The organism is Microbacterium sp. SORGH_AS_0505, assembly GCF_030818715.1.
In the GTDB taxonomy this organism is placed as follows: Bacteria; Actinomycetota; Actinomycetes; order Actinomycetales; family Microbacteriaceae; genus Microbacterium.
Map to the genome: position 1 here is coordinate 1,724,327 of NZ_JAUTAT010000001.1, position 24,060 is coordinate 1,748,386.

Sequence of the window (24,060 nt, forward strand, 5' to 3'; positions counted from 1 at the left end):
GGAGCTCGACGATGAGCCACCACGCCGCAGAGAAGGCCCCCGTCGCCGACGGCGGCCTCTCGAAGAAGGGCCTCAGCCCCGGGACCATCGGCCTGCTCGGTGCCGTCGTCATCGGCATCTCGTGCATCGCGCCGGCGTACACGTTCACGGCCGCGATCGGCCCGACGGCCTCGGCGGTGGGAGCCCAGATCCCCGCCGTCATCCTCGTGGGGTTCATCCCGATGCTGCTGGTGGCCTTCGGCTACCGCGAACTGAACAACCGGATGCCGGACGCGGGCACCTCCTTCACGTGGGCGACGCGCGCCTTCGGGCCGTGGATCGGGTGGATGGCGGGGTGGGGGCTCATCGTCGCGACGGTGCTCGTCCTGTCGAACCTCGCCGGGGTCGCCGTCGACTTCCTCTTCCTCCTCGTGTCGCAGATCACGGGCGACCCGTCGATCGCCGACCTCGCCGGCATCCCGTGGCTGAACATCGTGGGCTGCCTGCTGTTCATCGCCGGGGCGACCTTCATCTCCTACCGAGATATGCAGACGACGCAGAAGCTGCAGTACGTGCTCGTCGGCTTCCAAGTGGTCGTGCTGGTGTTCTTCGCCGTCGCCGCCATCTGGAACGCCGTGAGCGGCGGCGGGTTCGATTTCCAGCCGTTCGATCTGGAATGGTTCAACCCGTTCGCGGTGTCGTCGTTCAGCGCGCTCGCGGCGGGCCTGTCACTGTCGATCTTCATCTTCTGGGGATGGGACGTCACCCTCACGATGAACGAGGAGACGAAGGACCCGGAGCGCACCCCCGGGCGGTCGGCGACGATCACCGTGATCACGATCGTGACCATCTACCTCCTCCTGGCCGTCGCGATGCTCATGTACTCCGGGACCGGTGACGGCGAGCTGGGGCTCGGCAACGCCGACATCCAGGACAACGTGTTCTTCTTCCTCTCCGGTCCGATCCTGGGTCCGCTGGCGTTCCTCGTATCGCTCGCCGTCCTGACGAGCTCGGCGTCGTCGCTGCAGTCGACCTTCGTGAGCCCGGCCCGCACACTCCTCGCCATGGGGCACTACGGCGCCCTCCCGAGACAGTTCGCCCGGGTGAGCCCGCGATTCTTCACCCCCGGGTTCGCGACGGTCGTGTCGGCGATCGTGGCGGCGGTCTTCTACGCGGTGATGCGCGCGGTGAGCGAGAACGCCCTCTGGGACACGATCCTCACCCTCGGCCTCATGATCTGCTTCTACTACGGCATCACGGCGTTCGCGTGCGTCTGGTACTTCCGCCACCAGTGGTTCGACTCGGTGAGGAACGTGTTCTTCACGTTGCTCTTCCCGCTGGTGGGCGGCATCATCCTGGCCGTGCTGTTCGTCACGACGCTCATCGACTCGGCCGACCCGGCCTACTCAGAGAGCGGGAAGGACATCTTCGGCATCGGCATCGTGTTCTTCCTCGGCCTCGGCATCATCGTGCTCGGCATCGTGGTGATGATCGTGATGCGTATCGTCGCTCCCGCCTACTTCCGCGGACAGACCCTGTCCCTCGACGCACCCCCCAGCGCGCGAAAGCTGCGCGCAGAAAGTGAGACCCTCCGATGACCTCCCGCGAGTCAGACCTCCTCTCCGGCATCCCGAACCAGCTCTTCATCGGCGGGGAGTGGGTGGATGCCGAGGGGGGCAAGACCCTCGACGTTTTCGACCCCTCGACGGGCGCGGTCATCCGCCGCATCGCGGACGCGTCCCCGGCCGACGGCATCCGCGCCCTCGACGCAGCCGTCGCCGCGCAGGAGTCGTGGGCGGCGACCGCGCCCCGCGAGCGGAGCGAGATCCTCCGTCGGGCATACGACCTCGTGCAGGAGCGCAAGGAGGACCTCGCGCTCCTCATGACGCTCGAGATGGGCAAGCCCCTCGCCGAGTCCCGCGGCGAGGTCGCCTACGGCGGTGAGTTTCTCCGCTGGTTCAGCGAAGAGGCCGTCCGCATCTCGGGCCGGTACGGGCTGAACCCCGAGGGGACCGGACGCATCGTCGTCTCGCAGCGTCCCGTCGGACCCTCGTTCTTCATCACCCCGTGGAACTTCCCGCTCGCGATGGCGACCCGCAAGATCGCGCCGGCGCTCGCCGCCGGCTGCACGGTCGTCGTGAAGCCCGCGGAACTGACGCCGCTGACGACGCTGTGTTCTTCGTGCAGCTGCTCGCCGAGGCCGGCGTCCCCGCCGGTGTCGTCAACGTCATCACGACCGCATCGTCGGGCGCGGTCTCGGCGCCGATCATCGCCGACCCGCGACTGCGGAAGCTCTCGTTCACGGGATCCACTCCGGTCGGGCAGAAGCTCATCGCACAGGCCGCCGAGGGGGTCCTGCGCGTCTCGATGGAGCTCGGCGGCAACGCCCCCTTCGTCGTGTTCGAGGATGCCGATCTCGACAAGGCCGTCGACGGCGCGATGCTCGCGAAGTTCCGCAACATCGGCCAGGCATGCACCGCGGCGAACCGCTTCATCGTCCACGAGTCGGTGGCGGCCGAGTTCTCGCGCCGGGTCGCGGACCGCGTGCGCGAGATGACCATCGGCCGCGGCACCGAGGACGGAGTGCAGATCGGTCCGCTCATCGACGACCGCGCGGTGGCGAAGGCGGCGGAGCTCGTCGGCGACGCCGTCGAGCGCGGCGCGCGCGTCCTCGTGGGCGGCAACGCCCTGGAGGGACCCGGCACGTTTTACGAGCCGACCGTCGTCGACGGCGTCGTCCCCGGCAGTGCGATCCTCCGCGAGGAGATCTTCGGACCCGTGCTCGCCATCAGCACGTTCTCGGACGAGGACGAGGCCGTGCGCCTCGCGAACGACACCGAGTACGGCCTCGTCTCGTACGTGTTCACGCAGGACCTCGCGCGCGGCCACCGGATGATCGACCGCCTCGAGACGGGGATGATGGGGCTGAACGTCGGTGTCGTCTCGAACGCAGCCGCGCCCTTCGGCGGTGTGAAGCAGTCCGGCATGGGCCGCGAGGGCGGCCTCGAAGGCATCCACGAGTACCTGAACGTGAAGTACACCCTGATCCCGGCTTGACCGGAAGTACTGAGGAGCATCATGAGCGACTACGCCGTCATCGACCCCGCCACCGGCGAGACCCACGCGACGTACCCGACGGCATCCGCCGACGACGTCGAGCGCGCCCTCCGGGCCGCCGACGAGGCCGCGCGAGGCTGGGGTCGGACCTCGACTCCCGCCGAGCGGGCCGATCTGCTGCGTCGCGTGGCGCAGCTGCATCGCGAGCGTCGCGAAGACCTGGCGAAGATCATCGTCCGCGAGATGGGCAAGCAGATCGACGGCGCCCTCGGCGAGGTCGACTTCGCTGCCGACATCACGGAGTACTACGCCGACCACATCGACGAGATCACCGCCGACACGCCGATCCCGATCGAGGGGGAGGGGACCGCCGTCATCCGCAAGGCGCCGCTGGGTGTGCTCCTCGGTGTCATGCCGTGGAACTTCCCGTACTACCAGGTGGCCCGCTTCGCCGCCCCCAACGTCGCGGTCGGCAACACGATCCTGCTCAAGCACGCGCCGCAGTGCCCCGAGTCGGCTGCCGCCATCGAAGAGATCTACCGCGACGCGGGCTTCCCCGCCGGCGTCTACACGAACGTGTACCTCACGAACGAGCAGGCCGCCGACGTGATCGCCGACCCGCGCGTGCACGGCGCATCGGTGACCGGCTCGGAGCGCGCCGGGGCCGCTGTCGCCGAGGTCGCCGGACGCAATCTCAAGAAGGTCGCCCTCGAGCTCGGCGGCTCGGACCCGTTCATCGTCCTGTCGGCCGATGACCTCGACGCGGTCGCGCAGGCCGCCGTCGACGCGCGCCTCGACAACACCGGCCAGTCCTGCAACGGCGCGAAGCGGTTCATCGTCGTCGACGGTCTCTACGACGCGTTCGTCGAGGCGTTCACGGCCAAGATGGCGGCCGCTTCGGTCGGCGACCCGTGGAGCTCCGACACCGTCCTCGGGCCGCTCTCCTCGGTCACCGCGGCCGAGCGTCTCGAGAAGCAGATCCAGGATGCCGCGGCCCAGGGCGCGACGATCGTCACCGGTGGCACCCGCGACGGCGCGTTCTTCGCGCCGACGGTCCTGACGGACGTCACCCCCGAGATGGACGTCTACCGCGAGGAGCTGTTCGGCCCCGCCGGTGTCGTCTACCGCGTCGCCGACGAGGACGAGGCGATCCGCGTGGCCAACGACACCCCCTTCGGCCTGGGGTCCTACGTCTACACGACCGACCCCGAGCAGGCGACCCGCGTCGCCGACCGGATCGAGGCGGGCATGGTCTACGTCAACCTCGTCCTCGCCGACGAGCCCGGGCTGCCGTTCGGCGGCATCAAGCGCAGCGGCACGGGTCGCGAGCTGGGGCTGCTTGCCGCCGACGAGTTCGTCAACAAGAAGCTCGTCCGCATCGGCTGAACGAGCGACGAGGGGCGGCATCCGATCGGATGCCGCCCCTCACCGCTTTCGCGTCAGGCCGAGGTCGTCGCGCGGACGTCGGCAGCCTCGCCGTGGCGGCCGAGACCCTCGTAGACGTCGCCGAGCTCGAGCGCCGCCTGCTGGCGGAGCGGCTCGTTCTCGCTCTCCGTCGCGTGCTCGATGGCGGCGCGGTAGAGCGGGAGGGCATCGCCCGGTCGCTCGGCGCCGACGAGAAGCCGGGCGGCCAGCAGCTCGGACCCGGCCCCCGAGCCCGGGTCGCCGGCCTGGGCGAACCCGTCCGCGGCCTGGAGCGCGGTCGCCACCGCTTCGTCGGTGCGCTGGTGCGCCGCGAGCAGACGGGCGCGCGTGTCGAGCACGTCGGCGACGTACCAATGGGCCTCGTTCGCGCGGCCGAGGGCGAGCGCTTGGTCGATGACCTCGTACGCGTCCTCGTCGCCGCGCTGCATCTTCGCCTGCGCGAGCAGGTGGAGCGCCTCGGCGTGCAGACCGACCTGCTCCTCGGTGCCGGCGGTCAGGCCGAGGGCGGTCTCGAGGGCGATCACGGAATCGTCGTACTCGCCGAAGTTGCCGAGATGTCGGCCCTGCGCGACGAGCGCGAAGGCCTGCCCCTCGGCTTCGCCTGCCTCCTCGTGCAGGTCGGCGGCGAAACCCCACGCGCCGACGGCGTTGCCGAAGTCGCGAGCACCCTCGTAGGCCCGGGCGAGGAGCCCCACGGTGATGGCGCGCGACCCGGCGGGCACCTCGGCGGCGGTCTCATCCGAGAGAACCTGGTGGAGCGCGTCGACGGCTTCTTCCGGCATCCCGGCGGAGATCATCGCTCGGCCCAGCCGGTAACGCGGGTCGGCCGTCGGAGCGCCCGCCGACTCGTACCGCTCGACCGCGGTGCGGTAGCGGCCGGCGGCGAGCGACGCGGCCCCGGCATCCTCATGGAGCGCTCCGGCCAGCACGAACGATTCCGCGATGCGGACATCGTCCGCACCGAGCGAGAGGAGGAGTCGTGCCGCCTCGTCCGCAGCGGCGGCGCCCTCGGCGAACTCCTCGGCCACGCCGTGCAGTCGGGCCTTCGACGCGAGAGCCCGCGCGCGACGACCGTCGCTGAGCGACCCCGCGAGAAGGTCGTCCAGGTCGGCGCGGGCCTCGTCGAAGAGCGAAGCGGATGCCGCGGCGTCGACCGCGAGCAGTCGCGCACCCTGTGCGCGCACCGCGTCGCCTGCCTCGAGGAACAGGCGCACCCCTGCGCGGGCGTCGTCACGGGCTTCCGCGAACGATCCCTCGTACATCTTCGCGACGCCGCGCGTCGAGACCAGGTCCGCCTGGACTGCCGCGGGCGCGCCCACCGCGGCTGCCAGCTCGGCGCCGAGCGTGTCGCCGGCCGCTGCCAGGTCGTGCCCGAACAGGACGAGGCCGAGGCGCTCTTCGAGGTCGGCCTGCGCCGCGTGCCCCGCGGCGCGCAGGATCGTCAGACGCTCGGGCAGGAACGCCTCGGCCTCGACAATCCGGTCGGTGGCGACGAGGCCGCCCAGCAGGTGCGACGACAGGACCACGCCCTCGGCGGGGTCGGCATCCGTCAGCAGCCCGCGGAGCGGGTCGATCGCGGCGGATGACGCGGCGTGCGCCAGGGCGACGGCACGGGCGACGCGGTCCTCCCGCGTGAGGACGGGAGCGGGTGCGACCACCGTCGAGAAGTCGTGCGAGCGTATGGGGACGTCGTAGTGCTCCGTGCCGACCTCGCGCAGGCGCGCGAGGTTCCGCGTGTGGGCGTCCGTGCCGTTCCGGCGGTCGAATGCCGCGGCGATGTCGCCGGCGGCACTCCACGCCGCGGCGGCGAGCTCGTCGACGCGCCACGGGCCGTTATGCGCGCCGAAGACGGGCACGAGGGCCTCCGCGTCCGAGCCGCGGACGGTGAGGCCGGGGTGGCCCGCCGCGGCGACGGCGTCGAGGGCGAGCGCGAAGGCGCCGAGAGCCGTGGCGTGCGCGTCGGCGTCGAGGCCGTCGTGCACGAGCCACGACAGGTGGCGCTCGACGAGGGCGAGGGCACGCGCCTCGTTGCCGGTGACGGCGCAGAACACGACGTTCTTCGCGACGATCGCGAGGTTGTCCGGGTTCTCCTTCGCGAGGCGGTAGCTGCGCAGGTGAGCGGTGCGTGCGTCGTCGAGCATCCCCGCGCGCAGGTAGGGGAGGAGGATGCGAGCCAGCGCGTGCTCGGGCTCCTCGCCGCACGAGAACCCGTTCTCGATCATCTCGCCGACGAGTCGGATGGCCTCTTCCTCGCGACCGGTCTCGATGAAGAATCCGGCGAACTGGCTGCGGACGCACGCGTCGCAATGGCTGTAGTCGTCGCGGGGCGTCGCCTCGAGCGTGCGCTGCAGGTCGGCGGCTTCGTCCAAGCGGCCCGCCGCCCAGGCATCCTCGAAGCGGGCCATGAGGACCCCGCTGGGACCGACGCCGGCCCGCCGGTAGTGCGCTTCCATATCGTCGAGCACGGCGGCGATCTGCTCCGTGGGGAACTCGGGCGAGCTGCCGAGGGCGCTCGCCATCCACTTGTACTGCCAGAGCACGTCGCCGGCGCCCTCGACCTCGGCGGGGAACCGTTCCGGATCGGCGTCGTGGTGCGCCAGGCACCACGCGAACGAGGTGAGCATGAGATCCGTGTCGCCGCCCATGTTCGCGCTCGAGGTCTGCCGCAGGCGGGCTTCGTACTCGAGTCGTTCGTCGCCGCTCTCCTGCGCGAGCGCGACGGCCTGCGCGACGAGGGACTGCTCCTGCGGACCCCACGGGGTGTTGTCGATCTCGTCGAAGAGGGATCGGATGCGGGTCGCGTAACCGGTCATGAGGCTCCTTCTGTCGAGGGTGGGGTGTCGGCGTCGATGGCGCGGTCGACCAGCTCCGAAAGGGCGTTCGACATCATCGTGCGATCGGAGGGGTCGAGGGGGTGGTGCCCCGCGAGAAGCGACTGCACGTAGAGGAGCTGCACGCTCAGGTCGAACACCCGGCCGGGCGGCGTCGCGGCGAGCTTGCGGATCATGGGACTCGTCCAGTTGAGGCACAGCCGAGCCGCGAGCTCGTCCGCGGCCCGGCCGCTCGAGACGATGCTCGCCGCGCGGTCGAGGACGCCGCCCCACAACGCGCCCCCGGCGCTGCGCGCACGGCCGCGGTCGAGGGCGCGCAGCACCTCGGGATCGGCCACGAACAGCCCCGGCAGGTCGGAACGGTCGAACGTGCGGACCGCGACGTCGACGTCCTCGAGCGCAGCCTTCGCTCGCTGCTCGAGGGCTGTCGCCGCGGCGCGGTCGTCGAGAGGGGCGAGGTCCAGCCGGTCGATCTCGCCGACGACGTCGACGCGCTCGACCTCGACGCCGGGGAACAGCTCGGGGATCCGGCGGACGAGGTCCGCGTCGTAGAGGTAGCCGCCGTTGACGAGGACACCGCCGGCGGAGGCCATGCTGGCGACCTGGCGGAACTCGTCGACGGTCTCGGCGTAGCGCACGGTCGGGAACCTGCGGGCGAGCTCTTCGACGCGCAGACGACCCGCGGTCGTCTCGACCGAGAGCCACCGGACGATGAACCGGGCGAGTTCGTCGTCGTGGCGGACGAGCGACTTGAGTGCGACCTCGTGGATGGACACGAACTGCGCGAGCCGGACGGGGTCCTGCAGTGCGACCTCCAGGATCCAGCGGCGGATCGCCTCGCCGATCTCCTGGCGTGTCTGTTCGAGCGCGTCGTCGTCGACGAGCGATTCGCGACTGGCGGTCGGGTGCAGTGAGCCGGAGTCGACGACGGCGCGGGCGAAGAAGGCCCAGGCGGGGAGCAGCTCGTCGGCGCGCTCGGTCAGCAGCATCCGCCGGAGGTACACGCGGGTGCTCTGGCGTGCCGTCGGGGGAGGCGCGAACGGCAGCACGAAGGCCACCCCGCGCGTCTGCGTGCCCGGGACGTGCAGCGGGATGACATCGAGCGGTTCCGCGCCGATGAGCTCACGCCCGTAGCCGAGCTGTCGCTCGAGATCGCCGTCGAGGAAGGGGGCGGGTTCGGTGACGGTCGTCTCGCCGCCGCCGGGGAGGTCTACGACGACCGTGTGCGGCAGATAGCGTCCGAAGGTCTCGGCGAGCTCCGTGACCGTGCTCGTCCCGAGCAGCGCCCGCGTGTCCGAGCGCGGCGTGAGGTGCACGCTCGTGCCGACCGGGATGTCCTCGGGGCGGGAGGCGACCGTGAAGGTGCCGTCCGAATGTCCCGTCCACTCGACGGGAGCGGACCCTGACGCGCTCCGCGAGCGGATGACGATCGTGTCGCACACCATGAAGCACGAGAGCATCCCGATGCCGAACTGACCGAGGAAGTCGCCGCGCGGCAGGTCGAAGATGTCGCGCTTGGAGCTGCGTCCCACCGTGGCCAGGAGGTCGGCGACCTCGGTCTCGGTGAGCCCCACCCCGTCGTCGCGCATCACGAACTCGGCCGAGCCGTCGCTGACGGGCGTGATGCGGATGCGGCCGCCGCCCCCGTCGACGGCCCGGCGCGCGGCGATCGCGTCGACGGCGTTCTGCAGCAGCTCGCGCAGGAACACCCGAGGACTCGAATAGATGTGGCGGCTCAACAGGTCGATGACCCCGCGGAGGTCGACCTGGAACTGTTGGGCGGCAGTACTGTCCGTCACCGCGCTCCTCGGTAGTCGTCGTTCATCCGATGCCGTGCTCCCCATGCCGGTGACGGCCGATCAAGCCTAACGAGGCGGCCCTCGGACGGCGAGGGATGCCGCGCGTTCGCCACCCTCCGGGCCATGCCGTATGCTGGTCCACGCAGTTGTCTGCATTCTTTTGCCGTGCCCATGGGCCCGACAGGATGTGGATTCCCGGGTCGCAAGACCTTAGGGCGGTAGCTCAATTGGCAGAGCAGCGGTCTCCAAAACCGCAGGTTGCAGGTTCGATTCCTGTCCGCCCTGCGCGTCAGCGTCAGCTGACTCGAACCGAGCAACAGGTGGGTTGAATGGTCCAGGATGAGCCGAACGGCGAGGTCGTCGCTGCCAGCAGCGGCGCCACCCGTGAGAAGAAGCTCAACTTCTTCCAGCGGATCGCCCTTTTCATCCGCCAGGTGATCGCCGAGCTCCGCAAGGTCGTGACACCGACCCGGCAGGAGCTGGTGAAGTTCACCCTCGTGGTCCTGGGATTCGTCGTTGTCGTGATGGCCATCGTGTACGGGCTCGACCTGTTCTTCACCTGGATCACGAACATCGTCTTCGACGTCCCCAGGTGACGTCCGGACGATCATCCGTCGCGGTGACGGACGGCATCCCGGATCATCTGAACCGCCCGCCGCGTTGCCGCTGAACATCGAAGCCGAACCTGCAGGGAAGTGAATGACGTGACCGAACGATATGTCGACGACGCCGACTGGTCGACCGCCGCGGAGCAGTCCAGCGAGGACGACGAAGCGCAGGAGGGCAACGTCCTGGCCGGTCAGGAGCGTTCCGCCGAGTCCGCTGAGCACGCCGCCCTGCACATCGAGGACGAGGAGCCCGTCGAGGACGAGCCCACCGGAGAGGACGCCGTCGTGATCGAGGACCCCGAAGCCGACCGCATCGTCAACGACGCGCTCGAGATCGACCAGGCGGACGAAGCCGAGGCTGCCGCCGAGGTTCTCACCGAGTCGCTCGCCGACGAAGAGGAAGAGCGCGCCGCAGCTGCGGCCGACGAGGTCGCCCCCTACGACGGTCCCGAGCTCGGCGATGACGAGGACGAGACCTCGGACGACCCGTACGAGGCCTTCCGTCAGGAGCTCCGCTCGCTCGAGGGCAAGTGGTACGTCATCCACTCCTACGCCGGTTTCGAGCGCAAGGTGAAGGCCAACATCGAGCAGCGGAAGTCCACGCTCGAGGTCGAGGACGACATCTACCAGGTCGAGGTCCCGATGGAGGACGTCGTCGAGATCAAGAACGGCCAGCGCAAGATGGTCAACCGTGTCCGGATCCCCGGATACGTACTCGTGCGCATGGAGCTCAACGAGGACACCTGGTCGGTCGTGCGCCACACGCCCGGCGTCACCGGCTTCGTGGGCAACGCCCACAACCCGACCCCGCTGCGTTTCGAAGAGGCCTTCACCATGCTGAAGCCGCTCGTCGAGGCCAAGGAGGTCGCGCCGGCCAAGGGTGCCACCGCCACGAAGGGCTCTGCGACGCAGGCCCGCTCGGTCATCACCGAGGTCGACTTCGAGATCGGCGAGACGATCACGATCAAGGAGGGCTCGTTCGCGGGTCTTCCCGGATCGATCTCCGAGATCAAGCCCGAGAGCGGCAAGCTCACCGTCCTCGTCTCGCTCTTCGAGCGCGAGACGCCGGTCGAGCTGTCGTTCGATCAGGTCACCAAGCAGTAAGCGCAGCATCGCGCGACGCGAAGGCCCCGCTCCGGCGGGGCCTTCGTCATGCCGGGGGATGCCGGATGCGGTAGACTCATGTGGTTTGTGCGCCGCTTCGTCGTGCGCGCAGACATCACCACGACCCGGATCCGCCGGGACCGTGGGAGAACGAGGCATCCGCCTCGCTCGTGAAAGGAAGAGGAAATGGCACCGAAGAAGAAGGTGACCGGCCTGATCAAGCTTCAGATCAACGCCGGTGCAGCCAACCCGGCGCCGCCGATCGGCCCCGCGCTCGGTCAGCATGGCGTCAACATCATGGAGTTCTGCAAGGCGTACAACGCCGCGACCGAGTCGCAGCGCGGCAACGTCATCCCCGTCGAGATCACCGTCTACGAGGACCGCAGCTTCACGTTCATCCTGAAGACCCCGCCCGCCGCGGAGCTCATCAAGAAGGCCGCCGGTGTGGCGAAGGGTTCTGCGACCCCGCACACCACCAAGGTCGCGAAGCTCACCAAGGATCAGGTTCGCCAGATCGCCGAGACGAAGATGCCCGACCTGAACGCCAACGACATCGAGGCCGCCTCGCTGATCATCGCCGGCACCGCCCGTTCCATGGGCATCACGGTCGAGAGCTGAGGGGAACAGAACAATGGCTAAGTCCAAGGCTTACGAAGCAGCAGCGGCCAAGATCGACCGCTCCACGTTCTACTCCTCCGAGCAGGCTGTCGCCCTCGCCAAGGAGACCGGTTCGGCCAAGTTCGACTCGACCGTCGAGGTCGCTCTGAAGCTCGCCGTCGACCCGCGCAAGGCGGACCAGATGGTCCGTGGCACGGTCATCCTGCCCCACGGCACCGGCAAGACCGCCCGCGTCATCGTGTTCGCGACCGGTCCCGCCGCTGAAGCCGCTCTCGCCGCCGGTGCGGACGAGGTCGGTGGCGCCGAGCTCATCGAGAAGGTCGCCGGTGGCTACACCGCGTTCGACTCGGCTGTCTCGACCCCCGAGCTCATGGGCCAGGTCGGTCGCCTCGGAAAGGTCCTCGGACCCCGCGGCCTCATGCCGAACCCGAAGACCGGCACCGTGACCCCCAACCCGGCCAAGGCCGTCGAGGAGATCAAGGGCGGAAAGATCGAGTTCCGCGTCGACAAGCACGCCAACGTGCACTTCGTCGTCGGCAAGGCGTCCTTCTCGGAGGACCAGCTGAACGAGAACTTCAACGCTGCACTCGAAGAGATCGTGCGTCTGAAGCCGTCGAGCTCGAAGGGCCGTTACATCCAGAAGGGCGCCATCTCGACCACGTTCGGTCCCGGCATCCCGCTGGACGTCAACGCTCTCGTCTGAGTCGTCCAGACAGCAAGGGGCTCCACCTCCGGGTGGGGCCCCTTCGTCGTTCCGTCCTTGGTAGCGTCATCGCGTGGCCCGCGACATCCAGACGCTGTTCGACATCGAGGCGCCCATCGTGCTCGGGCCGTTCGGCGGCCTGTCATCCGTGGCGCTCACCGCGGCCGTCAGCGACGCGGGCGGTCTCGGCTCGTTCGGCCTCTACGGGTACTCGGGCGACCGCATCCGCGAGACGGCGACCGCGCTGCGCGCCGCGACGTGCCGCCCGTTCGCACTGAACCTCTGGCTCCCCACGGGCGACGAGATCCTCCCCGCCGAGGCCGACCTCGCCGCGGCCCGCGCGGCGGTCGCTCCGCTCCTGGCCGCGGCCGGTGTCGCAGACCCGCCTCTGCCGTCCGCGTTCCTCCCTTCCCTCGACGAGCAGCTCGACGCGGTGTGGGATGCCGCGCCCGCCGTCCTCAGCGTCGTGTTCGGCGTGCCGGCGGCCGAGACCGTCGCCGAGGCTCATCGCCGCGGCATCCGTGTCGTGGGGACCGCCACCTCCGTCGCCGAGGCCGTCGTATTGGCGGACGGGGGAGTGGACGCGATCGTCGCGAGCGGCGCGGAGGCCGCCGGGCATCGGGTCAGCTTCCTGCGGCGTGCAGAGGATTCGCTCGTCGGCACCTTCGCCCTCGTCCCGCAGGTGGTCGACGCCGTGGACGTCCCGGTCCTCGCCGCGGGCGGGATCGCCGACCGCCGGGGTGTCGCCGCCGCGTTCGCGCTCGGCGCGGCGGGAGTGCAAGTCGGGAGCGCGTTCCTCCGCACCCGGGCCTCGGCCGCCTCCGACGCGCACCGCGACGCGCTCCGAGCTGCGGCGGACACCGACACGGTCCTGACCCGCGCGATGAGCGGGCGGCTGGCCCGCGGCATCCCGAATCGGGCGGTCCGTGCCATCGAGGACGCGGATGCCATCGCCCCGTTCCCCGCGCAGAACTGGCTCACCGGGGTGTTCCGCGCGGCGGCGCGGGACGACGCGGAGTTGATCTCGCTCTGGGCGGGACAGGCGGCAGGGCTGTCGCGCTCGGACGACGCGGACGAGGTCTTCGCGGAGCTCGCCGCGGGCCTTCCCCCGGCATCCCGCTGACACAGACTGTCACCTGCGGGAATCATCCACACGGATGCGTGTTGTATTGAGAGGTCCGCGCGGGCCACAGCCTTCGCGCGCCTCCCTTTCCCCCTCACCAAGGAGACCCATGTCCCGTCGTCGTATCGCCGCACTCGGAGCCCTCGCCCTCAGTGCCGTTTTGGCGCTGACCGCCTGCTCCTCGAGCTCGAACGGGACGGAGGCCGCCGGCGACGACCTCGGTCTCGCGAAGGGCGGCACGCTCACGGTCGCGACGGAGGGGACCTACCGGCCCTTCACGTACCACGACGAAAGCGGCAAGCTCGTCGGCTACGACGTCGAGATCATCGAGGCCGTCGCGAAGAAGCTCGACCTGAACATCGAGTTCCAGGAGACGCAGTGGGACGGCATCTTCGCCGGCCTCGACGCGCGGGGCGCGTCGACGTCATCGCGAACCAGGTCTCGATCAACCCCGAGCGCGAGGAGAAGTACCTCTTCAGCGAGCCCTACACGGTCTCGCCGAGCGTCGTCGTGGTCAAAGACAGCGATGACTCGATCTCGAGCTTCGCCGACCTCAAGGGCAAAAAGACCGCGCAGTCGCTCACGAGCAACTTCTACAAGCTCGCCGAGGAGGCCGGCGCCGACGTCACCCCGATCGAGGGCTGGGCGCAGGCGGTCGAGCTGCTGCGTCAGGACCGCGTCGAGGCAACCGTCAACGACAAGCTGACGTTCCTCGACTACGAGAAGACCGACGGACCGACGGGTCTGAAGATCGCGGCCGAGACCGACCCCGCCAAGAGCGCGGTCGTCACGACGAAGAACAAGAAGGCGCTCATCGAGAAGATCGACGGCGCGCTGGCCGACCTGCGCGAAGATGGAACCCTCGCCGAGATCAGCGAGAAGTACTTCGGAGCCGACGTCACCGAGTGACATCAGCCCCAACGGGCTCGGCGCGGCGCGGTGACGCGACCGCCGAGCCCGTTCCCCATTCTGCGAAAGGATGCCGGTGGACGCCGATACATGGCAGTTGATCCTGACCTCGTTCTGGCCGATGTTCAGCGCCGGGATCACCGTAACGATCCCGCTCGCGCTGATCTCGTTCGCAATCGGACTCGTGCTAGCCATCGCGGCGGCGCTGATGCGGATCTCCGGCAACCGGGTGCTCTCGGGCATCGCCCGCTTCTACATCTCGGCGATCCGGGGCACGCCGCTCCTCGTGCAGATCTTCGTCATCTTCTACGGCCTGCCCCAGATCGGGGTGCTGATCGACGCGTACCTCGCGGCGGTCATCGCCCTGTCATTGAACGTGGGCGGATACGCCGCCGAGGTCATCCGCGCCGCGATCCTCTCGGTCCCCAAGGGCCAGTGGGAGGCGGGGTTCACGGTCGGGCTCTCGCGGGCGACGGCGCTGCGGCGCATCATCCTCCCTCAGGCGGCTCGCGTGTCGGTGCCGCCCCTGTCGAACACGTTCATCTCGCTCGTGAAGGACACGTCGCTGGTCGCCTCGATCACCGTCGCCGAGATGTTCCGCGTCGCGCAGAACATCGCGGCGTTCAGCCTCGACTTCCTCGTCATCTACATCGAGGCGGCGTTCATCTACTGGCTCTTCTGCCTCGTCCTGTCGTTCGGGCAGGACCGCATCGAACGGAGGCTCGACCGCCGTGTCGCACACTGACGCACCCCTTCTCGCCGTCACCGGGCTCCGGAAGTCGTTCGGTGACAACGTCGTCCTCGACGGCGTCGACTTCGCCGTCTCGCCGGGGCAGGTCGTCTGCCTCATCGGACCCAGCGGGTCCGGCAAGACGACGGTCCTCCGCTGCCTCAACGGACTCGAGGCACCCGACGCCGGCGTCGTCGTCTTCTCGGACGGACAGCGCCACGACTTCGCCGAGCCGGTCAAGGGCAAGGCGGCCAAAGCGCAGCGGGCGGCGCTGCGCGACCGGTCGGCGATGGTGTTCCAGCAGAACAACCTCTTCCCGCACCTCACGGTGCTCGAGAACGTGATCGAGGGACCGGTGCACGCCCATGGCGTGGCCAAGGATGCCGCGATCGCCGGGGCGGAGCGGCTGCTGCAGCGCGTCGGCCTCGCCGAGAAGCGCGACGCGTACCCCCACGAGCTCTCGGGCGGTCAGCAGCAGCGCGTCGGCATCGTCCGCGCGCTCGCCCTCACCCCCGATCTTCTGCTCTTCGACGAGCCGACGAGCGCGCTCGATCCCGAGCTGGTCGGCGAGGTGCTCCTCGTCCTCAAGGAACTCGCCGACGAGGGGTGGACGATGGTCATCGTGACGCACGAGCTTCAGTTCGCGCGTCAGGTCGCGGACGAGGTCGTCTTCTTCGACGAGGGTGTCATCGTCGAACGCGGGCACCCTCGTGACATCTTCACCGCCCCGAAGAACGAGCGGACCCGCCGGTTCCTCGACCGGATCCTGCGGCCTCTCGAGGACTGACTCTCAGGCGTCCCGGCGGATCTCGAACCCGTCCTCGTCCGTCACCGGCGTCAACTCGGTCATCGCGACATCGTCGACGACCCCGCCGCGCGGTCCGATCGCAGCCCAGTCCGTCACGGACTCGACCGCGGCGGCATCCCCCTGCACTTCAGCCTCGACGGAGCCGCCCGCGAGGTTCCGGACCCACCCCGTCGCGCCGGCGCCGCGCGCGACGTGCTGCATCGAGTAGCGGAACCCGACACCCTGGACGACGCCGCGGACGACCAACCGGATGCGGCGCATCACGCGTCCGCCACCGTGAGGACGACTTTGCCGCGCACGTGGCCGCGTTCGACCTCGCGGTGCGCGGCAGCGGCGTCGGCGAGGTCGAAGACGCGGTCGACGAACACCTGGATCGACCGTGAGTCCAGCAGGCGCCCGAGCGTCGCCAGCACCGCCCCGTCGGGGACCACCTTGTAGGTGGTCGCGCGCACGCCCGCGGCAGCCGCGGCATCCGCGTATCCGGGCCAGGCGCCCGTGGGGACCATGACGTAGAGGCCACCGGGCCGCAGGACTCCGAGAGAGCGCGTGCCGGTGTCGTCGTGGACGTTGCCGACGAGGTCGATCACGACGTCCACCTCTCCGACGACGTCCTCGAAGCGCGTGGTCGAGTAGTCCACGACGACGGATGCCCCCAGCTCCCGGAGCCAGCCGAGGTTGGCCGCCGAGCCGGTCGCCGTGACGTGCGCGCCGAAGTAGGCGGCGAGCTGCACGGCGAAGTGTCCGACGCCGCCGGATCCGGCATGGATGAGCACGCGCTGACCCTCATGAGCGTGAGCCGTCTCGACGACGAGACCCCACGCGGTGAGCGCAGCGAGAGGCACCCCGGCGGCTTCGACGTGCGACAGCGCCGCGGGCTTGCGTGCGACGGAGAGGCTGGGGACGACGACGTACTCGGCGTACGTGCCACCTGAGCGGGGGAACGGCACCATGCCGAAGACCTGCTCGCCCGGCTGCAGCGGGTGCGCCTCGTACGGGCTCTTGACCACCACGCCGCTGAAATCGAACCCGAGCGTGGAGGGGTACTCGGGGATCTGCCCCGTCACACCGCGGCCGGATCGGGTCTTCGCGTCGATGGGGTTCGCCCCGGCGGCCACGACGCGCACCAGGAGTTCGCTCATCGCGGGCTCGGGCACCGGGACCTGAGCCTCGCGCAGGACGTCGGCGTCGCCGGGTGCGTCGTAGACGACGGCACGCATGGCCGGGGGAGGGGCGGTCACCTCGACCACCTCGCTCGTGGTGGGGGCTGCGGATCGCAGCGGCCGGAATCGCATCGGCTGCTCCTTCTCACCAGTGCTCGACGGCGGGCGCTGGAGGTGCTCGGTGGATGACCAGTCAACCGCGAGATTGTCTCGGCGGTGTTACATCGGCATCACCGGGTCGAGAAGCCGCCGGAGCGGGGGAGCGGCGGCCTACGTGGTGGGGCCGCCGTCGGGCCGCGATCCGGCGACGAGGGCATGCAGCAGGTGCGCGAGGTTCTCGATGTCCTCGACGCGCCAGTCGCTGAGGGCTTGGAGCAGGGCGCCCTCCTGCGGCCCGCGAGCAGCCGCGAGCCGGGCTCGGCCGTGATCGGTCGCGGTCAGCAGGCTCGACCGGCCGTCGGTCGGGTCGGGGGTGCGTTCGATGAGCTCCAGATCTGTGAGCTCGCGCACGGTGCGGCTCAGCTGGCCCTTGTCGAGGATGAGCATCTCGGCGAGGGCCGACTGCGTGATCGGCTCATGGCGGGCGATCGTCGTGAAGACCTTGTAGGCGCCGGGCAGCATGCCGGGACTGACGCTGTTGGCGTTCTCCATGATCCGTCGGCGGAACAGCGCGATCAGATCGCTGAACTCGCCCTCGAGGGCGCGCACCGCCAGGGTGCGCGCCTCTCGATCCGACTGCGTGGACATCGTTTCCATGTTATCGGCGGGTCGTGGCCTCGGCCTCGGCATCGGAGTCGACGTCCGGGACGGGCACGGTGCCGGTTGCCGTGATGCTGTCCATGCCGGCGGGGACCGACACGGTCGCGAGGTCCGCTTCCGAGGCGTTGCGGCGCTCGGAGGTGGTCATCGTGCTGAGCGACCGGTTCGGCAGGAAGACCACCGCGAGGATGCTCAGGATGCCGAAGGGCACGGCGATGAGGAATGCGGAGGAGATGCCCTGCGCGTAGATGTCCTCGACGATGACCCGCAGCTGCTCCGGCATCTCCGAGACGCGGGGGAGCGTGCCCGAGCTGAGCTGCTCACCCCACGCGGCGCCGGACGGGCCGAGCGCGGTGAGGGTCTCGATGAGGCGGTCGTGCGCGCCGGTGAACAGGTCTGCGACACGGGAGGCGAGGGCGGCGCCCATGAGGGAGACGCCGATCGTGCCGCCCAGGCTGCGGAAGAACGTGACGCCCGAACTGGCGACACCGATCTCGCTCGGCTTGGCGCTGTTCTGGACGGCCAGGACGAGGTTCTGCATCGTCATACCGACACCGGCGCCGAGCAGGAACATGTAGACCGACACGAGGAAGAAGTCGGTGTCGTAGTGGATCGTCGACAGGAGGGCCGCGCCCGCGGTCAGCAGGATGCTGCCGACGACGAGGTACGGCTTCCAGTGCCCGTAGCGGGTGATGAGCGCACCGACGCCGACGGAGGACAGCAGGAGCCCCGCGATCATCGGGATCGTCATGAGGCCGGCTTCGGTCGGCGTCGCGCCGCGCGCCATCTGCATGTACTGGCCGAGGAAGACCGATGCGCCGAACATCGCGATGCCGGTCGCTATCGAGGCGACGACCGACAGGGTGAAGGTGCGGTCGCGGAACAGCGTCAGCGGGACCAGCGGCTCGGAGGTGCGGAGCTCGACGATGACGAACAGGATCGCCGAAAGGACTGCGCCGCCGACCATGAGGATCGTCTCCGTGCTCCACCAGTCGTAGTCGCGACCGGCGCTGGTGACCCAGATGAGCAGGAGCGAGACGGCCGTCGACAGCAGGACGATGCCGATGTAGTCGATCTTCGCCCGGCGGGTGGAGGGAGCGGATGCGGGGATGGTGCGCTGCACCATGATGAGGGCCGCGACGGCGATAGGAAGCGAGACGAAGAAGTTCCAGCGCCAGCCGAAGCCGTCGGTGATGACACCGCCGAGAAGGGGTCCGCCGACGGTGGCGACGGCCATGACGGCACCGAACAGGCCCATGTAGCGACCGCGCTCGCGCGGGCTGATGATGTCGGCCATCAGGACCTGGCTGAGGGCGGCGAGGCCACCGGCGCCGATGCCCTGCGCCGCGCGGAAAGCGATGAGCGTGCCCGGATCCTGCGCGAAGCCGGCGGCGGCGGTCGCGAGGACGAAGATCACGAGGGCGATCTGGTAGAGCGTCTTGCGGCCCATGAGGTCGGCGAGCTTGCCCCAGACCGGTGTCGAGATGGCCGTGGTGAGCAGGGTGGCGGTGACGACCCAGGTGTAGGCGCTCTGGTCGCCGTTCAGGTCGTGGATGATCACGGGCAGCGAGGTCGACACGACGGTCGAGGCGATCATCGAGACGAACATGCCGAGGAGGAGGCCCGACAGCGGGGCGAGCACCCGACGCCGGGTCGGTGTGGTGGTGGTCATGTACAGCTCCAGATGGTTGACACAGGTCAAAGTTTGAGAGAAGTCAACTATATGTCGTTGATTGATCTCTGTCAACTATCGGGGTGTGCGTGAGCGCCGGGACCGGGGACCCGGTCAGGCACGGGGCTGATCAGTCCGCGAGGGCGAGGGCGCGGAAGATGTCGCGCTCTCGGAGCTGCTCGCGACGGCTGACCGGCGCGGCCTGCTCGCGGCGCGGCGGCGTGTTGCCCGTCGTGCGGTGGTAGAGCTCGTCGATGAGAGCAGTCGCGAGTCGCACGAGCGACCCGATCTCGGCTTCGTCACGGTCGATCCACGCGCACCGCGGCTCGTCCCGCAGCGGGACGAAGTCCTGGTGCTCCTCCCACACGACCAGCGTGCGCTCGGCGCCGAGGACGTGCTGCTGCCACCACACCTGGCGGAGGTAGGTGCGGGGGATGGACTTCCAGGTCTTGTTGGTCGTCTTGATCTCGGCCAGGACGACGCGGCCCGCGGCATCCGCCATGATCCCGTCGGGGGTCGCGAGGTGACGCTTCTCGACCTCGGCGTGGAACAGGGCCGACGAGGGGAGGATGCCGTGGGTCGCCGCGACCCAGGCGGCGATCTCGGGCTCGCGGCGTCGACCGTGGTCCGTGTACGCGTTGCCGCTGAAGCCGGAACCGTTGAGCTTGGCCTCGGCCGCGCGGGCGATCGCGCGCTCGCTGGTGAGGGCGGCGACGTCGGTGGCGGTGATCCCGCGGGAGCGAGCCCGCATCCAGGCGACCCGGTCGCGGGAGTCCGCGACGATCCGGGCAGCGAGTTCGGGAGTCACCCGTCGATCCTAAGTCGCCCCTCCCGCACGACGGACCCGACCCGCCGCGCGGCCGTCGCCCCGTCAGACGGTCGCGACACCGGCGGCGAGCACGTCGCGCGAGAGCGCATGTTCGACGGCGAGGATGCTGGCGCCCAGCACGCCGGCCTCGGCGCCCGTCGCCGACTGCACGATGGACAGATGCGCCGTGGCCAGCGGGGCGGAGCGGGCGTAGACCACCTCGCGGACACCGGCGATCAGGTGCTCGCCGACACGGGCCATCGATCCGCCGATGGCGATGACCGACGGATTCACGAGGCTGACGCACGTCGTGAGCACCTCGCCGATGTCGCGCCCGGCCTGGCGCACGGCCTGGATGGCGTCGACGTTGCCGTGCTTGACGAGGTCGACCACGTCGCCCACGGTGTGGGCCTCGACCCCGATCGCGCGGAGACTTCGAGCAATCGCGGGACCCGAGGCGAGCGCCTCGAGGCAGCCGCGATTGCCGCACGTGCACGGCACATCCCCGCCGCGCGCGATGTGAACGTGTCCGATGTCGCCGGCGACGCCCTGCGCGCCGCGCTGCAGGTGTCCGTCAGAGATGAGACCCGCTCCGATGCCGGTCGCGATCTTGACGAAGAGGAGGTTGTCGACCGACGGCCAGGCCGTCGCGCGCTCGCCGAGGGCCATCGTGTTCACGTCGTTGTCGACCAGGACCGGTACAGCGATGTGCGCCTGCAGCCAGCCGGGGATGTCGAACCCGTCCCACCCCGGCATGATCGGCGGGGTCGACGGCTTGCCGCTGGAGTGCTCGACGGGTCCCGGGACGCCGATGCCGATCGCGGCGACGGCGGTGCCGTCTCGATCGACCTGGGCGAGCAGCCTGTGCGCCGCGTCGAGGAGCCAGGAGAGGACGGTGTCCGGTCCGTCGGCGATGTCGATCCGCTCCGAGAACTCCGCGAGGATCGTCCCGGCCAGGTCGGCGATCGCCACCGTCGCGTGCGAGGCGCCGAGGTCGGCAGCGACGACGACCTTTGCGCCGGGATTGAGCGCGAACTGGGACGGTGGACGTCCGCCGGTCGACACCTTGTCGGCGACTGCGGTGACCAGCCCCATCCGCATCAATTCGTCGACCCGCGCAGCGATCGTCGAGCGCGCGAGCCCCGTCGACTTGGCGAGCTCGGCGCGGGTGCGTGGCACTCCGTCGCGCAGCAGCTGGAAGAGCTCGCTGACGCCGCTGGCGAGGGAGGGGGAGTCTGTCATCGGGTCACTTCTTCCAGGTCCTGCTGCCGGCGGGCTCCGGCTGTCGTCAATTGTCTCCCCGGTGATCCTGGGCGCCGTGCATGTGACGCCCAGGGTCGACGGCTCAGGACGAGCGCCCGGCGGGGCGTGCGAAGCGCTGCTGCAGGAGCACCGCCACGACGATGATGACGCCCTTGGCGACGGCCTGGACCGACGACGTGAGGTTGTTCTGGATGAAGACGTTGGTCAGGGTCTGGAAGATCAGGACACCCAGCACGGTGCCCGTGATCGTGCCGCGGCCGCCGATCAGAAGGGTTCCGCCGACGACGACTGCGGCGATGGCGTCCAGTTCGTAGAGCTGACCGTTGACCGACGTGCCCGCCGTCGTGCGGCCGAGGATCATCACACCGGCGATGCCGGCGCAGAGGCCGGAGAGCGCGTAGAGGTACAGGACGTGGCGCTTGACGTTGATGCCGGCCAGGCGCGCCGCCTCGCGATTGCCGCCGATCGCGACCGTGCGCCGCCCGAACGTCGTCCGGTTCAACAGGACCCAGCCGAGGACGGCGACCACGAGGAAGATCCAGATCAGCATGTCGACGCCGAGGATGTCCAGGTTCATGAAGGTGATGAACTCCCGCTGCCCGCCGACTTGCAGCGTGCGGCGGTCGGCGAGAATCTCGGCGAGGCCGCGAGCACCGACCAGCATGGCGAGGGTCGCCATGAAGGCGACCACGTTGCCGTAGGCGATGACGATGCCGTTGAGCAGTCCCGCGAACATGCCGACCGCCAGGGCGACGACGACCATCACGATCCAGTGCGTCTGATCGGCGAGGTCCTGCACCCGCGGCGAGTGCCCCCACCACCGAGGCGAGGCCGAGGACCGAGCCGACCGACAGGTCGATCCCGCCCGCGATGATGACGAGCGTCATCCCGATGCTGATCACCCCGACGATCGACGCCTGACGGAGGATCACCATGACGTTCGACAGGCCGAGGAAGGTGTCCGGCGCCGTCGCCGCCCCCACGATCACGAGGACGAGCAGGGCCAGGACCAGTCCGAGGTTCCGCCCGACGGAGCCGGAGAGGATGCGGCGCCACATCGGGGCGTCCGATGTGGTGACGGCGGACGTCGTCGTGCGCTCTGTCGGGGTGAGGGGAGTGTCCGCCCCCGCGGTGGTCTGCTCGCTCACGCGGCGGTTCCTTTCATGACGAGGTCGAGCACACCGTGCTCGTCGATCTGGGTGGACGGGATGGTGGAGAGGATGCGGCCCTCCGCGACGACCAGCACGGTGTCGGACAGACCGATCACCTCCTCGATCTCGCTCGAGACGATCACGACGGCGTTGCCCTCGGCGGCGACCCGTCGAATGAGCGCATAGATCTCCGCGCGGGCACCGACGTCGACCCCGCGTGTGGGTTCGTCGAGCAAGAGGACCCGGGTCCCGTGCACGAGCCATCGGGCGAGCAGGATCTTCTGCTGGTTGCCGCCGGACAGCGTCCGCGCCGGGCGATCGGGGTCTGCCGGTCGCAGCTCCAAGGCGTCGATCTGCTGCCGGGCAGCGGTCCGCTCCGCGCGGAAGTCCAAGAACCCTGCGCGGGCGAATCGTGGGATGGAGGGGAGGCTCACGTTCATCGCGATCGGCTCGTCGAGGACGAGCCCCTGGCTCTTGCGTTCCTCGGGTGAGAGCCCGACGCCCGCGGCGACCGCGTCCACGACCGAGCCCCGCCGCAGTCGGCGGCCGGCCACCGACACGGTGCCGGTTGTCGCGCGACGAGCGCCGTAGACGGTTTCGAGGATCTCGGAGCGTCCCGACCCGACGAGCCCCGCGAGGCCCACCACCTCACCGGCGCGCACCTGGAAGGACACGTCCTCGAATACGCCGCGCAACGAGAGGTCGGCCACATCGAGGACGACGGGGGCGTCGGTGGGGAGGGGGGCGTGCGCAGGAAACACGTTCGCGACCTCGCGTCCGGTCATCAAGCGAATGAGCTCGGGCGTCGGGGTGTCGGCCACGGGTAGGCCCGTCGCGGTGGTCCTGCCGTCCTTGAGGACGGTGATGCGGTCGCCGATCTGGCGGATCTCCTCGAGTCGGTGGGTGATGTAGACGACGGCGATCCCGGCGGCGGTCAGCTCCCGGACGACGCCGAACAGGTTCTGTACCTCGTGCGTGTCGAGGACGGCCGACGGCTCGTCCATGATGATGAGCTTCACGTCGTGGGAGAGTGCGCGGGCCATCGCGACGATCTGTTTGTTGGCGGCGCTCAGCTGGCTCACTTCGACGTGGGGGGAGAGACCCCCGTGTCCCAGCCGGCGGAGGAGCTCGCGGGTCCTCGCGGCGGCTTCACCGCGTCGGGTGAACCCGGCGCGCGACAGCTCGTGACCGAGGAAGATGTTCTCCGCGATGGTCAGGCCGTCGACGACGTCGAGCTCCTGATACATCGTCGCGATGCCCAGGGCGAGCCCGGCATCCGGGTCCGGGATCTCGACGACCTCGCCTGCCCACCGGATCTCGCCTTCGTCCGGCCGATGGACGCCCGCGAGGGTCTTGATGAGCGTCGACTTGCCCGCCCCATTCTGGCCGAGGATGCAGTGGACCTCGCCGGCGCGGACCTCGAGGTCGACGCCGCGGAGCGCACGAACGCCGGAGAAGGCCTTCGTCACCCCCCGGACGGCGAGTAATGACGATGCATGGTCGACTTTGATCACGCGGTGAACATAACATGCCGACTTCGAGCGGCGCGAGAC

At 69.7% G+C, this 24,060-nt stretch carries 19 protein-coding genes, 1 tRNA gene and 2 pseudogenes; 12 read left to right on the plus strand and 10 right to left on the minus strand.

Annotated features, from left to right (window positions below):
• The first annotated feature begins 11 nt into the window (after positions 1-11).
• The 3 genes and pseudogenes from QE428_RS08485 to QE428_RS08495 all read left to right on the plus strand — a co-directional run bounded on the left by QE428_RS08485 (position 12) and on the right by QE428_RS08495 (position 4,422).
• Complete coding sequence (locus tag QE428_RS08485; RefSeq protein ID WP_307468067.1) at positions 12-1,577, plus strand: APC family permease; 1,566 nt, start codon at positions 12-14, stop codon at positions 1,575-1,577.
• Positions 1,574-3,036, plus strand: a pseudogene (locus QE428_RS08490) (NAD-dependent succinate-semialdehyde dehydrogenase). The gene QE428_RS08485 and the pseudogene QE428_RS08490 overlap by 4 nt, the downstream one beginning before the upstream one ends.
• Before the next feature lie 21 nt (positions 3,037-3,057).
• Positions 3,058-4,422: an NAD-dependent succinate-semialdehyde dehydrogenase gene (locus QE428_RS08495; protein WP_133398438.1), complete on the plus strand. Its 1,365-nt coding sequence runs from the start codon at positions 3,058-3,060 to the stop codon at positions 4,420-4,422.
• Positions 4,423-4,475: 53 nt separating this feature from the next.
• Here the strand turns inward: QE428_RS08495 and QE428_RS08500 are convergent, their stop codons facing one another.
• Positions 4,476-7,274 (minus strand): hypothetical protein, encoded by a 2,799-nt coding sequence (locus QE428_RS08500; RefSeq protein ID WP_307468074.1) that lies wholly within the window; start codon positions 7,272-7,274, stop codon positions 4,476-4,478.
• Positions 7,271-9,091, minus strand: coding sequence for an HSP90 family protein (locus tag QE428_RS08505; protein ID WP_307468077.1), 1,821 nt, complete (start codon positions 9,089-9,091; stop codon positions 7,271-7,273). The genes QE428_RS08500 and QE428_RS08505 overlap by 4 nt, the downstream gene beginning before the upstream one ends.
• A 212-nt stretch (positions 9,092-9,303) precedes the next feature.
• Between QE428_RS08505 and QE428_RS08510 the strand changes: the two genes are divergently transcribed.
• The 9 genes and pseudogenes from QE428_RS08510 (at position 9,304) to QE428_RS08550 (ending at position 15,673) form a co-directional block, all read left to right on the plus strand.
• Positions 9,304-9,376: transfer RNA gene (locus tag QE428_RS08510), tRNA-Trp, on the plus strand.
• 44 nt (positions 9,377-9,420) lie between these two features.
• On the plus strand, positions 9,421-9,687 hold the full coding sequence (gene secE / locus QE428_RS08515; protein WP_065571373.1) for a preprotein translocase subunit SecE: 267 nt from the start codon (positions 9,421-9,423) through the stop codon (positions 9,685-9,687).
• A gap of 108 nt (positions 9,688-9,795) precedes the next feature.
• The gene (gene nusG, locus QE428_RS08520; protein WP_091351874.1) at positions 9,796-10,803 is read left to right on the plus strand and encodes a transcription termination/antitermination protein NusG; all 1,008 of its coding nucleotides are present in this window, start codon (positions 9,796-9,798) and stop codon (positions 10,801-10,803) included.
• Between the two features lie 186 nt (positions 10,804-10,989).
• Positions 10,990-11,421, plus strand: a complete 432-nt coding sequence (rplK, locus tag QE428_RS08525; RefSeq protein WP_018186960.1) for a 50S ribosomal protein L11 — start codon at positions 10,990-10,992, stop codon at positions 11,419-11,421.
• Between the two features lie 13 nt (positions 11,422-11,434).
• Complete coding sequence (gene rplA / locus QE428_RS08530; RefSeq protein WP_018186961.1) at positions 11,435-12,124, plus strand: 50S ribosomal protein L1; 690 nt, start codon at positions 11,435-11,437, stop codon at positions 12,122-12,124.
• Positions 12,125-12,197: 73 nt separating this feature from the next.
• A complete protein-coding gene (locus tag QE428_RS08535) occupies positions 12,198-13,247 on the plus strand; it encodes a nitronate monooxygenase family protein (protein ID WP_307468086.1) in 1,050 nt (349 codons plus the stop codon).
• Positions 13,248-13,356: 109 nt separating this feature from the next.
• Positions 13,357-14,156 (plus strand): annotated as a pseudogene (locus tag QE428_RS08540) (amino acid ABC transporter substrate-binding protein).
• A 70-nt stretch (positions 14,157-14,226) separates the two neighbouring features.
• Positions 14,227-14,901: an amino acid ABC transporter permease gene (locus tag QE428_RS08545; protein ID WP_307468089.1), complete on the plus strand. Its 675-nt coding sequence runs from the start codon at positions 14,227-14,229 to the stop codon at positions 14,899-14,901.
• Positions 14,888-15,673: an amino acid ABC transporter ATP-binding protein gene (locus QE428_RS08550; RefSeq protein WP_307468093.1), complete on the plus strand. Its 786-nt coding sequence runs from the start codon at positions 14,888-14,890 to the stop codon at positions 15,671-15,673. Before QE428_RS08545 ends, QE428_RS08550 begins: the two co-directional genes overlap by 14 nt.
• A gap of 3 nt (positions 15,674-15,676) precedes the next feature.
• On the opposite strand, the gene QE428_RS08555 is transcribed toward QE428_RS08550, so the two are convergent.
• The 8 genes from QE428_RS08555 to QE428_RS08590 all read right to left on the minus strand — a co-directional run bounded on the left by QE428_RS08555 (position 15,677) and on the right by QE428_RS08590 (position 23,976).
• Positions 15,677-15,955, minus strand: coding sequence for an acylphosphatase (locus QE428_RS08555; RefSeq protein ID WP_307470691.1), 279 nt, complete (start codon positions 15,953-15,955; stop codon positions 15,677-15,679).
• A complete protein-coding gene (locus QE428_RS08560) occupies positions 15,955-16,986 on the minus strand; it encodes an NADP-dependent oxidoreductase (RefSeq protein ID WP_091351885.1) in 1,032 nt (343 codons plus the stop codon). The genes QE428_RS08555 and QE428_RS08560 overlap by 1 nt, the downstream gene beginning before the upstream one ends.
• Before the next feature lie 138 nt (positions 16,987-17,124).
• Entirely contained in the window at positions 17,125-17,601 is a 477-nt protein-coding gene (locus QE428_RS08565) for a MarR family winged helix-turn-helix transcriptional regulator (protein ID WP_307468096.1), read from the minus strand.
• A gap of 10 nt (positions 17,602-17,611) precedes the next feature.
• Complete coding sequence (locus QE428_RS08570) at positions 17,612-19,285, minus strand: MDR family MFS transporter (protein ID WP_307468098.1); 1,674 nt, start codon at positions 19,283-19,285, stop codon at positions 17,612-17,614.
• Between the two features lie 130 nt (positions 19,286-19,415).
• Positions 19,416-20,093, minus strand: coding sequence for a YqaJ viral recombinase family protein (locus QE428_RS08575; protein WP_307468104.1), 678 nt, complete (start codon positions 20,091-20,093; stop codon positions 19,416-19,418).
• Between the two features lie 63 nt (positions 20,094-20,156).
• Positions 20,157-21,335, minus strand: a complete 1,179-nt coding sequence (locus tag QE428_RS08580; RefSeq protein ID WP_307468106.1) for an ROK family transcriptional regulator — start codon at positions 21,333-21,335, stop codon at positions 20,157-20,159.
• A gap of 103 nt (positions 21,336-21,438) precedes the next feature.
• Positions 21,439-22,155, minus strand: a complete 717-nt coding sequence (locus QE428_RS08585) for an ABC transporter permease (protein WP_307468109.1) — start codon at positions 22,153-22,155, stop codon at positions 21,439-21,441.
• A gap of 345 nt (positions 22,156-22,500) precedes the next feature.
• Entirely contained in the window at positions 22,501-23,976 is a 1,476-nt protein-coding gene (locus QE428_RS08590) for a sugar ABC transporter ATP-binding protein (protein ID WP_091351896.1), read from the minus strand.
• Between the last annotated feature and the right edge of the window lie 84 nt (positions 23,977-24,060).